At 66.7% G+C, this 12343-nt stretch carries 11 protein-coding genes; 4 read left to right on the top strand and 7 right to left on the bottom strand.

Translation table 11 applies throughout. From position 1 onward, the window contains the following. Positions 1 to 7: 7 nt before the first annotated feature. Both EJI01_RS14115 and EJI01_RS14110 read right to left on the bottom strand, forming a co-directional pair. Entirely contained in the window at positions 8 to 427 is a 420-nt protein-coding gene (locus EJI01_RS14115) for a ribulose bisphosphate carboxylase small subunit (RefSeq protein ID WP_126837782.1), read from the bottom strand. A 24-nt stretch (positions 428 to 451) separates the two neighbouring features. Next, on the bottom strand, positions 452 to 1918 hold the full coding sequence (locus tag EJI01_RS14110) for a form I ribulose bisphosphate carboxylase large subunit (protein ID WP_126837781.1): 1467 nt from the start codon (positions 1916 to 1918) through the stop codon (positions 452 to 454). Between the two features lie 120 nt (positions 1919 to 2038). On the opposite strand from EJI01_RS14110, the gene EJI01_RS14105 reads away from it, so the two are divergent. Continuing rightward, positions 2039 to 3013, top strand: coding sequence for a LysR family transcriptional regulator (locus EJI01_RS14105; RefSeq protein WP_126837780.1), 975 nt, complete (start codon positions 2039 to 2041; stop codon positions 3011 to 3013). A gap of 31 nt (positions 3014 to 3044) precedes the next feature. Here EJI01_RS14105 and EJI01_RS14100 read toward each other — a convergent pair whose 3' ends face one another. From EJI01_RS14100 to EJI01_RS14080, 5 genes are all read right to left on the bottom strand, one after another. Beyond that, entirely contained in the window at positions 3045 to 4040 is a 996-nt protein-coding gene (locus EJI01_RS14100; protein WP_126837779.1) for a tripartite tricarboxylate transporter substrate binding protein, read from the bottom strand. 814 nt (positions 4041 to 4854) lie between these two features. Further along, positions 4855 to 5733, bottom strand: coding sequence for an ABC transporter permease (locus EJI01_RS14095; RefSeq protein WP_126837778.1), 879 nt, complete (start codon positions 5731 to 5733; stop codon positions 4855 to 4857). Beyond that, the gene (locus EJI01_RS14090; protein ID WP_126837777.1) at positions 5715 to 6893 is read right to left on the bottom strand and encodes a branched-chain amino acid ABC transporter substrate-binding protein; all 1179 of its coding nucleotides are present in this window, start codon (positions 6891 to 6893) and stop codon (positions 5715 to 5717) included. Before EJI01_RS14090 ends, EJI01_RS14095 begins: the two co-directional genes overlap by 19 nt. Further along, positions 6890 to 7885 (bottom strand): PQQ-dependent catabolism-associated beta-propeller protein, encoded by a 996-nt coding sequence (locus EJI01_RS14085; RefSeq protein ID WP_126837776.1) that lies wholly within the window; start codon positions 7883 to 7885, stop codon positions 6890 to 6892. The genes EJI01_RS14090 and EJI01_RS14085 overlap by 4 nt, the downstream gene beginning before the upstream one ends. Before the next feature lie 36 nt (positions 7886 to 7921). Beyond that, positions 7922 to 8635, bottom strand: a complete 714-nt coding sequence (locus EJI01_RS14080) for an ABC transporter ATP-binding protein (protein ID WP_126837775.1) — start codon at positions 8633 to 8635, stop codon at positions 7922 to 7924. Positions 8636 to 9171: 536 nt separating this feature from the next. Here EJI01_RS14080 and EJI01_RS14075 point away from each other — a divergent pair. From EJI01_RS14075 to EJI01_RS14065, 3 genes are all read left to right on the top strand, one after another. After that, positions 9172 to 10944 carry a methanol/ethanol family PQQ-dependent dehydrogenase gene (locus EJI01_RS14075; RefSeq protein WP_409513951.1) on the top strand — a complete coding sequence of 591 codons (1773 nt, stop codon included), beginning with the start codon at positions 9172 to 9174 and terminating at the stop codon, positions 10942 to 10944. A 100-nt stretch (positions 10945 to 11044) separates the two neighbouring features. Beyond that, positions 11045 to 11449 carry a c-type cytochrome gene (locus EJI01_RS14070; protein ID WP_126837773.1) on the top strand — a complete coding sequence of 135 codons (405 nt, stop codon included), beginning with the start codon at positions 11045 to 11047 and terminating at the stop codon, positions 11447 to 11449. Continuing rightward, entirely contained in the window at positions 11446 to 12336 is an 891-nt protein-coding gene (locus tag EJI01_RS14065; protein ID WP_126837772.1) for a substrate-binding domain-containing protein, read from the top strand. Before EJI01_RS14070 ends, EJI01_RS14065 begins: the two co-directional genes overlap by 4 nt. The last annotated feature ends 7 nt before the right edge of the window (positions 12337 to 12343 follow it).

Raw genomic sequence — 12343 nt, 5'->3', positions numbered from 1 at the left:
CCCGGGCTCAATACCGCGCGCCTTCGGGCCGCGCCTGCACGGCATAGCTCTCGATGCTGTAGCGGATGGTGCGGCCCGGCTCCTCGGTGCGGATCAGGCGGAAGCCGGGCTCGTCGGCCGGCCGGTTGACGATGAAGGACATCACGACCGACTCGGTTCCGTGCGTCGAGTCGAAGGCCGTGACGCGGATGTACTGCTGCCCGAAGGTCTTGCGGCAGGCCGCGAGCTCGAGCATGACGCCGGCCGGATCCTGGATGTCGAACATCGGATTGCCGAACATCTCCCAGAAGGTGTTGCGCGGATGCGGGTCGTCGGTGTACTCGATGCCGATCGCCCAGCCCTTTCCGAGGCAATACTCGACCTGGCGCTTGATCTGCTCGTCGCTCAAGTCAGGCAGGAATGAAAAGGTGCCTTGCGTGATTCGCATGTCTGTCTCTCCTCGTGGACCGGGTCAGGCCACCGACGGCGTCGGCACATAGTCCGACGTGTCGGTGGAGGCGTAGTTGAAAGAGATCTCGCCCCAGGTATCGAGCGCCGCCGCCAGCGGCGTGCACCACTTGGCCGCATCGCGCAGGATCTGCGGCCCTTCGTTGGCGATGTCGCGGCCTTCGTTGCGCGCCAGCACCATGGCTTCCAGCGCCACGCGGTTGGCCGTGGCCCCGGCCTGGATGCCTTGCGGATGCCCGATCGTGCCGCCGCCGAACTGCAGCACCACGTCGTCGCCGAACAGGTCCAGCAGCTGGTGCATCTGGCCGGCGTGGATGCCGCCCGATGCCACCGGCATCACCTTGCGCAGCGCACCCCAGTCCTGGTCGAAGTAGATGCCGCGCGGAAGGTCCACCAAGGTGCGCGTATCGCGGCAGACGTTGTAGTAGCCCTGCACCGTCATCGGGTCGCCCTCGAGCTTGCCGACCGCCGTGCCCGCGTGGATGTGGTCCACCCCCGCCATGCGCATCCACTTGGCGATCACGCGGAAGCTCACGCCGTGGTTCTTCTGCCGCGTGTAGGTGCCGTGGCCGGCGCGGTGCAGATGCAGGATCATGTCGTTCTGCCGGCACCAGTTGCTCATCGACTGGATGGCCGTGTAGCCGATCACCAGGTCCACCATCACGATCACCGAGCCGAGCTCCTTGGCGAACTGCGCGCGGCGGTACATCTCCTCCATCGTGCCGGCGGTGACGTTCAGGTAGCTGCCCTTGACCTCGCCTGTGGCCGCGCTCGCCTTGTTCACCGCATCCATCACGAACAGGAAGCGGTCGCGCCAGTGCATGAAGGGCTGCGAGTTGATGTTCTCGTCGTCCTTCATGAAGTCCAGGCCGCCGCGCAGTCCCTCGTACACCACCCGGCCGTAGTTGCGTCCGGACAGGCCCAGCTTCGGCTTGGTGGTGGCGCCCAGCAGCGGGCGTCCGAACTTGTCGAGCCGCTCGCGTTCCACCACGATGCCGGTCGGCGGACCGGCGAAGGTCTTGACGTAGGCGACCGGAAACTTCATGTCCTCCAGCCGCGCGGCCTTCAGTGGCTTGAAGCTGAAGACGTTGCCGATGATCGAGGCCGTCACGTTGGTGATCGAGCCCTCCTCGAACAGCGACAGGTCGTAGGCCACGTAGCAGAAGTACTGCCCCGGATTGTTGGGCACCGGCTCGACCTTGTAGGCCTTGGCGCGGTACATGTCGCAGGCGGTGAGCCGGTCGGTCCACACCACGGTCCAGGTCGCGGTGGACGATTCGCCGGCCACCGCCGCCGCGGCCTCGATGGCGTCCACGCCTTCCTGCGGCGTGATGCGGAACAGCGCCAGGATGTCGGTGTCCTTCGGCTGGTAGTCGCCGTCCCAGTAGCCCATCTGCGCGTACTTCAGCACACCGGCCGAGTAGCGCTTCTTCGCATCGGTGATCTGGATCGCTTCGTTCATGTTGCCCATGGGTTTCGCCTCTCGAGATGAATGGATTCGTGCTGTCGATGAGGAGAATGTAGGCCGCTCCAACGATTAGGAAAAATTAAATCTTTTGACATTGGTATGTCGCAAACCTAATATCGTTCGATGCCTCTTTCCAAGCACGCGAGCTTTCGCCAGCTCAACACCTTCCACGCGGTGGCCCGGCTCGGCAGCGTGTCGCTGGCGGCCGACGAGATGCATCTCACGCAGCCCGCGGTATCGATCCAGATCGGAACGCTCGAAGAATCCGCCGGCACGCCGCTCTTGCAGCGCACCGGCCGCGGCATCCGGCTGACCGAGGCCGGCGAGCTGCTGGCCGGCTATGCGGGGCGCATCCTCGACCTGTGGCGCGAGGCCGGCGAAGAAATGGCCACGCTGCAGGGCGTCTTCTCCGGAACGCTGCGCGTCGGCGCCATCACCACGGCCGAGTACCTGCTGCCTCCCATCCTTGTGAACTTCGCCAAGGAGCATCCGAAGGTCAAGCTCAAGCTCCAGGTCGGCAATCGCGACGAGATAGTGCGCATGCTGGCCGGCCAGGAGATCGACGTCGCGATCATGGGCCGCCCGCCCGCCGAGCTGAAGACCGATTCGAGCGCCTTTGCCAAGCATCCGATGGCCTTTCTCGCAGCGCCCGGCCATCCGCTGATGTCGGCGCCCAAGCCCAGCCTCGCGCTGCTGTCGGACACGCGCATGCTGGTGCGCGAACGCGGCTCGGGCACGCGCACCACCGTCGAGCGCTTCTTCAAGGACAACGGACTGCCGCTGCGCATCGGCTCCGAGCTGTCGAGCAACGAGGCCATCAAGCAGATGTGCGCCGCGGGCTTCGGCATTGCCTTTTTGTCGATGCACACCTGCGTGCTCGAGATGAACGCGGGCCTGCTCGGCCTGCTGCCCGTGCCGGGCAATCCGATCGTGCGGGACTGGTACGTCATGCACCTTGCGTCGCGGCAGCTGCCGCAGGTCGCGCTGGCCTTCGAGGACTACCTGCGTACGCACGGCCAGGCGCAGATCCAGCAGCAGCTCGGCCCTTTGCCGGTGGTGCGCAAGCCGACGCGCAAACGCAGCGCGGCGCGCGCCTGAGCATGGCGATGGCCTACCGATGCGGCTCCTTTCAGCTGCCGGTGCGGCCAAGGCCCAGCTTGTCCACCATGGCGCGCTCCTGCGCGAAGATCTCGCGGCAGGACTGCGCGTAGGCCTCGGGGCCGAGGTAGTCCACCTCCTGGTCGTACTTGGCCAGCTCGTCCTTGAAGCGCTGGTCGAACATCGCCTTCTTGAAGGCGTCGTGCAGCACCGTCACCGCCCTGGGCGGCAGGCCGCGCGGGCCCGCCAGGCCGAAGGGCGACTTGGCCACGATGTCGAAGCCGAACTCGCGCAGCACCGGCACCTCGGGCCAGCGTTTCGAGCGCTCCGCGCCGAAGGTCGCCAGCAGCCGCAGCGTGCCCGTGTCCACCGCCGGGCCGAAGCCGGTGGAGTTGACGCCGGCCATCACCTGCCCGCCGGCGATCGCGTTCAACTGTTCGGCCGTGCCCTTGTAGGGCACGTGGATGTAGCGCAGGCCGCGGGCGGTGAACAGCTCCTGGAGCACCATGTGCGGCGTGGTGCCGATGCCGTTGGTGGCGATGGTCAGCTCGCCGGGATGCGCGCGTGCGAACGCGAACAGGTCGTCGAGCGAACGCACGGGACTGCCGGCCGCTACCAGCACGCCGAAGGTGACGCTGGACACCTGGAGGATCGGCGTCACGTCGCGGATCGGATCCCACAGCACCTTCTGCGTGTGCGGCACGCGAAAGACCGTCTGCGGCATCTGGGCGACGGTGTAGCCGTCGGGCCGCGCCTGCTGCAGCACCGGCATGGCCAGCGTGCCGGCCGCGCCGCCGCGGTTCTCAGTGAGGACCGGCTGGCCGAGCCAGGCCGAGGCCAGCTCGGCCAGCAGCCGCAGCGAGATGTCGGTTGCGCCGCCGGCGGGCCAGGGTACCCACAGCGTGACCGCGCGCGAAGGAAAGGGCTCGGTGGAAGCCATCGCGGCGCCCAGCGGCAGAGAGCCCAGCGCCAGCGCGCCTGCCTGGCGCAGCCAGCGGCGCCGATCGAGGCGATCGTGCGGGCTCATTGAGTAGGCTCCGTGCTTCGGGCTGCGGTGCGAGCCGCGGGCGGCCGCGCCCTGACTTGCTCCCTCCCCCTCTGGGGGAGGGTTGGGGTGGGGGCACCGTTGGCTTGCTTCGGCGTTGCGCCTGTTCCGAGGTCGGAGCCGGGAGTTCGCCCCGGCGGGCGACTCACTTTTCTTGTCTCGCCAAGAAAAGTAAGCAAAAGAAGGCGACCCCACTGTGCGTGTCCCTCCACTTCGTTCCGGGCAACCTGCGGTGCTCGCTTCAGGCGGGGTCCGCGCAAACTCGCCTTCGGCTCAAACACGCGCGGCCCTTTATCCGCCTGAAGCTGCGCTCCTCGGCACGCCCAGAGGGGATTGAACAAGAACGCGCCATGGCGCGTCCTTGTGGTTTGGGTTGGCTGTTGGTATTCAACCGGCCGAGCGAAGCAAAGGCCTGTCCCCGTTCCCCGCCCCTCTGGCTGCGCCGAGGAGCGGAGCGCAGCCGGCCGCACGCCTGCCGAAGGACAGGCGTGCTTCGTGATCTGACTTGCCGCAGCTGTTTGAGCGCAGTGAACGAAGTGAACGTAGCGAGTTCTGCGGCAGGCCGGCTGCGCGAGCACCGCAGGTTGCCCCGGAGCTTTGCTGCGGGGTCGCAGACAGTGGGGTCGCCTTTCTTTGGTTACTTTCTTTGGCGAGACAAAGAAAGTGACTCGCCCGCCGGGGCGAACTCCCGGCTCCGGCCTCAGCAAAGAACAGCAACGATCCAAAGGCCCAGTGCCCCCACCCCAACCCTCTCCCAGAGGGGGAGGGAGCAAGTCCAAGACCGGCATCAGGTGTCTCATCCGCCGCCTCCCCGCTTGGTCAGCCCGCCAAAGCCGCGCTGCGGGTCGTAGCCCCAGCAGGCGAGGCCGAAGAAGACGACCAGGCAGCCGAGCACGACATAGGGCGCGAGACCCGGGTCCTTGCCGTAGAGAGCGAAGCGGATCCACTCCACCGCGTAGGTGAAGGGATTGAAACGCGCCAGCTGGTACACCCATTCGGCGCCCGACTCCTGCAGCTTCCACAGCGGATAGAGCGCGGTCGACAGGAAGTACATCGGGAAGATGACGAAGTTCATCGTGCCGGCGAAGTTCTCCAGCTGCTTGATGTGCACCGACAGCAGCAGCCCGAGCGCGCCCAGCATGAGCGCGCCGGCCGCCAGCGCCGCGAGCGCATGCAGGCCGGCGAGCGACAACAGCGGCAGTTCGGTGCCGATCGCCGCGGCCACCGCCACGAAGGCGATCGCCTGCAGCACCGACAGCAGCGCGGTGGCGCACAGCTTGGAGAACAGCAGCCAGGGCCGCGGCAGCGGCGCGGTGAGCAGCAGGCGCATCAGGCCCATCTCGCGGTCGTAGACCATCGCGAGCGAGGACTGCATGCCGTTGAACAGCAGCACCATGCCGACCAGCCCCGGCACGATGTACACGTCGTACGGAATGTAGGTGTCGTAGGGCTCGACGATCGCGACGCCGAAGACGTTGCGAAAGCCCGCGGCGAACACGGCCAGCCACAGCAGCGGCCGAACCAGCGCCGACACCAGCCGTCCCGTTTGCTGCGAGAACTTGTACAGCTCGCGCAGCACGATGGCGCGCATCGCCTGCAAGGCGTGGCCCAGCCCGCGCCGCGCCATCGGCTCGACGCTCGCGTCCTGCGGGGTTTTCAGCGCGCGTTCGGACATAGCTTCTCCGGCGCATCCGCGCCCAGCGTGTCGAGCACGTTGCGGGGGTGCAGCAGGCCTTCGGCCGGCGCCTGCGAAATCACGCCCTGCCCGTCGGTGAGCAGCATGGGCTGGCGCAGCTGGCCGTCCCAGGCGCGGAAGCTCAGGCCGGTGCCCTTTGAGCCATCCAGGGCGCTCTTCGCCAAGGCCTGGGCCCAGGCACCGTTCGAACCCTTGGGCGCGGCGATCGCCACGGCCGTCAGCGTCTTGCCGGCCATCCACGCGGCCCAGTCGTGCGCGGTCATCGGCCGCTTCGCCGCCTTGGCGAAGCGCCGCGCAACCTGCGGCGCACCGTAGCGCTCGAACTGCGCGTGCCAGGCCAGCGCCACCAGGCCGCCGTCGCCCACCACCGGGCGCGGCAGCACGGTGCGATAGGGCAGCGTGCGGGCGAATTCACCGTCGCTGTCGACCACCCAGACGGCGTCGTAGCTGCTGCCCGCGGTCAGCAGCAGCGGGTTGGCCAGGTCGCGCTCGCGCGGGTCGGCCGACAGCTTGAACGGCTTGCTGCCCACCAGTTGCAGTCCGTAGCGCTTGATCGACGCCTGCGCCGTCGCCGCGCGCGAGGCATCCTGGGCGCTGCTGCCCACCAGCAGGAGCAGCTTGCTCCATTTGCGGGACACCAGCGTCTGGGCCAGCGCATCGCTGCGCATGCGCTCGCTCGGAATCAGATGGAACAGGCGGGCGCGGCAATCCTGCTGGCGCAAGCGGTCGGACGCGTCGCTCAGATTCAGCACCGGCAGCTTCACCGCATCGGCAACCGCCAGCGTCCATTCGGCGGGCAGGTCGGTCAGCAGCACCGCGGCGCCGTTCTTCTCGGCCGCCACGGCCGCGGCGCGCGCCGCATCGACCGAAGCGGCCGGCGCGCTGGCCAGCGCCACCTCCGCGCCCGCGGCCTCCAGCTCGAACCTGGCCTCGTCGACGGCCAGCTCCAGGCCCTCCGCGAGCGCGCCGCCCGGATGTCCGAGGTAGGCGCGCTCGATGCGCGAACGCTCCATGCGGGCATCGTCCGCCGGCGTGATCAGGGTGGCCTTGAGCACCGCCGCGGCCGCCGGCGCAGGCGCGGCGAGAAGCGCCGCCAGCCATGCGAGCGAGAGCCGGGAAAGCGGTGTGCGCGTCCTCATTCCACGATCACGAGTCCGTAGGGCACGCGTCCGACCGGAACGCTCTTGATCGCCTTGGCGCCGGCCACATCGACCACCGTCACGTCGTCGGAGAGCCCGTTGACGACGTAGAGCCGCGCCTCTGCCTTGTCGAGCGCGACGTTCCAGGCGCGCTTGCCGACCAGCACCAGCGGGCCGACCTTGCGGCTGGCCACATCGACGAAGGCGACGTGGTTCGCGCGCCCGAGGCCGACGAAGGCCCGCCGGCCGTCCTTCGTCATCTGGATGCCGACCGGCGTGATGTCCTCGGCGCGCGCACCCTTGAGCTCGAACTTCACGGTGTCGATCACCTCGTTGGTGGCGGTCGAGACGATGCTGACGGTGGCGCCCAGCTCGTTGGTGATCCACAGCTCCTTGCCGTCGGGCGTGATCGCCATGCGCCGCGGCCGCTTGCCGACCCGGATGTTCTTGACGACCTTGCCGCTCGCGGTGTCGATCACATGCACCAGGCTCGCCACCTCGGAGGTGACGTACAGGGTCTTGCCATCGGCGCTCACCTTGACGCCTTCCGGTTCCGCGCCCACCTTCACGGCGCGCAGCTTCTTGCCGCTGGCCGCATCGATGAAGCTGGCCTCGCCCGCGTCCTCGTTGGAGACATAGATGACCTTGCCGTCGGGCGACAGATCGAAGGCCTCGGGCTCGTCGCCCAGCGGGATGCGGCGCACCGACTTGCCGCTGGCCGGGTCGATCAGGTCGGCCTCGTTGGAGTCGGTGCAGGCGACCATGAGCTGGCGCTCGGGCGTCAGCTGGAGATGGCGCGCGCGCTTGCAGGTGGGGATCGTGCCTTTGACGGCGAGCGTTGCCAGGTCGATCACCGTCAGCGCGTTGTCTTTCTCGCTCGACACGTAGGCGGTGCCCTGCGCCAGCACGGCCTGGCTCGCGGCCGCCAGCGCCAGTGCGCCGGCGGCGGTGCGAAGCCGCGTGCGCAGGATCGGAAGGGAAGGTCTTTGCATGCATGTCTCCATCTTTGTTTTCGGGGTCGGCGAGTTTCAAGTTGTGCGTGCGATGAAGCCCTCCTCCAGCGTGTCGCCGCCGAGCAGCCGGCCCACCTGCGCCGGCGTGCCGTCCGCCAGCAGGGCCCCCTTGTGCAGCACGAGCACGCGGTCGGCCTGCTCGGCTTCGTCCACCCGGTGCGTCGCCCACAGCACGCACACTCCGCGTTCGCGCACGTCCGCGCGCAAGGCGGCCAGCAGATCCTGGCGCGACTTCGGATCGAGCCCGACGGTGGCCTCGTCCATCAGCAGAACGGCCGGGCGATGCAGGCCCGCACGCGCGAGCTCGACCTTGCGCCGGTTGCCGCCCGACAGCTCGCGCACCTTGCGGTCCAGATCGGCATCGATGTTCAAGCGCTCGCAGGCCGATGCGATGCGCTCCTGCGCCAGCCGCCGCGGCAGGCCATGCAGGTCGGCCTGGAACAGCAGGTTGCGCCGGATGCTGAGGTCGAGATCTAGGGACATCTGCTGGAACACGACGCCGATATGCCGCAGCGCCGCGGTCGCGGCATGCCGCAGCGAATGGCCGGCCACTTCGACCTCGCCTTCATCGGCCGCGAACATGCCGGTCAGGACTTGGAACAGGGTCGACTTGCCGGCGCCGTTGGGCCCCAGCAGCGCCACGAACTGGCCGGCAGGCACGCGCAAGGACAGCGACTGCAGAGCCGTGCGCGTGCCATAGCGCTTGGTTAAGTCGATGGTTCGCAGCATGGAGGCCGAAGGGATGCGTCGAGCTGTCTCAATGTATGTGCCGGTTGTCATCGAATCGCAAATTCTGTGCCTCTGCCCGCCTCAGGGTTTTACTGGAATCCGTCCTACACATTTGCCTGAGCAAGCGCCTCTGCCGCCCCTCGGCGCTCGACATCGGCACTTGGCGCGAGACACTTTGCGTCAAATTTGGATGCGCACGCGGCGCACTGCCGCGGCGATGCGTGACGTGCGGCGCGGCGAAGGCATCCAACGCTGGGGATTTCCCTAGGTCCGATCGTCCTCTTGCAGCGCCCGAAACCGGCATCCGCCGAAGAGACAGCGTACCCTGCCGATCGAAGCCGCATCGACGAGACCGGCGATTGCGTTGCGGCATGGTGGGCATGGATGTTGCGGTCCGCAGCCTTCGCCAAACCGATCGAATAGATCCGAAGGCTGCTGCCAATTCGTGTTCGATACCCACTGTCAAATGTGAGGAGACATTTATGAAGTTTTCCAGGCAGATCGTCGGCCGTCTCGTACGGCATGTCGGCGTCGCGATGCTTGCTCTTCCGGCTTTGGCGCTTGCCAATGCCGATGTAGAGAAGAACGTCGCCAACTCGAAGAACTGGGCGATGCAATCGGGCGACATGTTCAACCAGCGCTACAGCAAGTTGAAGCAGATCACCAAGAGCAACGTCGGCAAGATGCAGGTCGCGTGGACCTTCTCCACCGGCGTGCTGCGCGGCCACGAGGGCTCGCCCCTGGTGGTCGACGGCGCGATGTACCTGCATTCGCCCTTCCCGAACAAGGTGTTCGCGCTCGATGTGGATACACAGAAGATCCTGTGGAAGTACGAGCCGAAGCAGGACCAGTCGGTGATTGCGGTCATGTGCTGCGACACGGTGAACCGCGGCCTGGCCTATGCCGAGGGCAAGGTCTTCCTGCAGCAGGCCGACACCACCCTGGTCGCGCTCGACGCCAAGACCGGCAAGGTGGTGTGGTCGGTGAAGAACGGCGATCCGAAGGTCGGCGCCACCAACACCAATGCGCCCCATGTCTTCAAGGACAAGGTCATCACCGGCATCAGCGGCGGCGAGTTCGGCGTGCGCGGCTTCCTGGCGGCCTACAACATCTCGGACGGCAAGCTGGCCTGGAAGGGCTACAGCACCGGGCCGGACGAAGAGATGCTGATGGACCCTGCGAAGACCATGACCTGGACCGACGGCAAGCTCGCGCCGGTCGGCAAGGACTCCTCGCTGAAGACCTGGCAGGGCGACCAGTGGAAGATCGGCGGCGGCACCACCTGGGGCTGGTACAGCTACGACAAGGCGACCAACGCGGTGTACTACGGCACCGGAAATCCGTCGACCTGGAATCCATCGCAGCGCCCCGGCGACAACAAGTGGTCGATGAGCATCTGGTCGCGCGACGTGGACACCGGCAAGGTCAACTGGGTCTACCAGATGACGCCGTTCGACGAATGGGACTTCGACGGCATCAACGAAATGATCCTGGCGGACATCAACGTCAAGGGCAAGCCGACCAAGGCGCTGGTGCACTTCGACCGCAACGGCTTCGCCTACACGCTCGACCGCGTGACCGGTGCGCTGCTGGTGGCCGAGAAATTCGACCCCAAGGTGAACTGGGCCACGCACGTCGACATGAAGACCGGCCGGCCGCAGGTGGTGGCCAAGTACTCGACCGCAAAGAACGGCCCCGATGTCAATACCAAGGGCATCTGCCCCGCGGCACTGGGCACCAAGGACCAGCAGCCGGCTTCCTACGACCCCAACACCAAGCTCTTCTACGTGCCGACGAACCACGTCTGCATGGACTACGAGCCGTTCAAGGTCGAATACACGGCCGGCCAGCCCTACGTGGGTGCCACGCTCTCCATGTATCCCACGCCGGGCAGCCACGGTGGCATGGGCAACTACATCACCTGGGATGCCGGCACCGGCAAGATCGTGCAGAGCAAGGCGGAGAAGTTCTCGGTATGGAGCGGCTCGCTGAACACCGCGGGCGGCATCTCCTGCTACGGCACGCTGGAGGGCTACCTCAAGTGCGTCGATGCCAAGGACATCACCAAGGAGCTCTTCAAGTTCAAGACCCCTTCCGGCATCATCGGCAACGTGTTCACCTATGAGAACAAGGGCAAGCAGTACATCGGCGTGCTCTCGGGCATCGGCGGCTGGGCCGGCATCGGCATGGCGGCAGGCATCGATCCGGAGAAGAGCACCGAAGGGCTCGGCGCTGTCGGCGGCTACAAGGAGCTGAGCCAGTACACCGAGCTCGGCGGCTCGCTGACTGTGTTCGCGCTGCCGAACTGAGCCGCAAGCCGCAAGCCGCGATAGGCGGGCGGACCGGGAGAGCACTCATGAGAGGGCTCTCCCCCTTTACCTTTCCAAAGATATCGGAGACCCAGGAGCCATGAAATTTCGTTCGTCAACGTTGCTGCCTTCCCTTCTTCTGCTCGCGGGCGTGGCCTGCACCATGGCTGTCGCCGCGACAGACCCCGCGCCCTACAAGGTGACGGAGGGCTACAAGGTGGACCCGGAAACCATGAAGGGATTTCGCGCCTGGCGCTCCGCCGCCTGCGATCGCTGCCACGGCCCCAACCAGGAAGGCATGGTCGGCCCTTCTCTCATCAACAGCCTGAAGACGCTGAAGAAGGAAGAGTTCATCAAGATCGTGCGCGACGGAAAGCTCGACAAGGGCATGCAGAGCTTCGGCAACAACCCTGCGGTGATGGACAACATCAACCAGCTCTACGCCTACCTCAAGGGCCGATCCGACGGCGCGATCACGCGCGCCAGAGTGGAAGAAATCAAATGACCGACCGGCAGCCTGCTGGCAGGCCGCGGCCCTTCGGCGCCCGTCTGCGCGCGGGCGTCGTGGGCGCGGCATGCTGCTGCGCGCTGATTCCCGCCATCGCCCAGGACACGCCGGCGCGCAAGGCGCTGCGCGTGTGCCAGGATCCGAACAACATGCCCTTCTCCAACACCAAGGGCGAGGGCATCGAGAACCGCATCGCCGAGCTGTTCGGCAAGGCGCTCGGACTTCCGGTCACCTACTACTCGTTCCCGCAGCGGCTGGCCTTCTTCCGCAACACGCTGCGCTTCAAGCTGCCGGGACAGGACTATCCCTGCGACATCGTGATGGGCGTGCCCGTCGGGCTCGACGAGGTCTCGGTCACCAAGCCGTACTACCGCTCGACCTACGCGCTCGTCTTCCCGAAGGGCAAGGGAATGGACCATGTCGCCTCGGCAGAGGATTTCCTCAAGCTCGATCCGGCCAAGCTGAAGTCGCTGCGCATCGGCATCTACGACCGCTCGCCGGCCTCGCAATGGCTCGGCCGGCACGGCCTGCTCGAACAAGGCGTGCCCTACAAGCTCATGAGCGCCGACCCGGCGCAGTATCCGGGTGAGATCGTCGAGCGGGACCTGGCCGGGGGCAAGCTCGACGCCGTGGTCGTCTGGGGTCCGATCGCCGGATTCTTCGCCCAGCGGGTCAAGAACCCGGCCTTGGTCGTGGTGCCGCTGAAGTCCGAAAAAGGAATCCGGCTCGACTACCAGATGGCCATGGGCGTGCGCTACGGCGAACGCGAATGGAAGCAGCAGGTCGAGGGGCTGATCGAATCCAAGGCGCCCGAGATCCAGGCGATCCTCAAGGAATACGGGGTCCCGCTGGTCGATGCATCGTTCGGGGCGCCCAACAACTGAGCCGAAT

Source organism: Variovorax sp. MHTC-1 (assembly GCF_003984645.1).
Classification (GTDB): domain Bacteria; phylum Pseudomonadota; class Gammaproteobacteria; order Burkholderiales; family Burkholderiaceae_C; genus Variovorax.
Note: the sequence above shows the minus strand (reverse complement) of the source record. Positions and strands in the feature narration are given on the sequence as shown.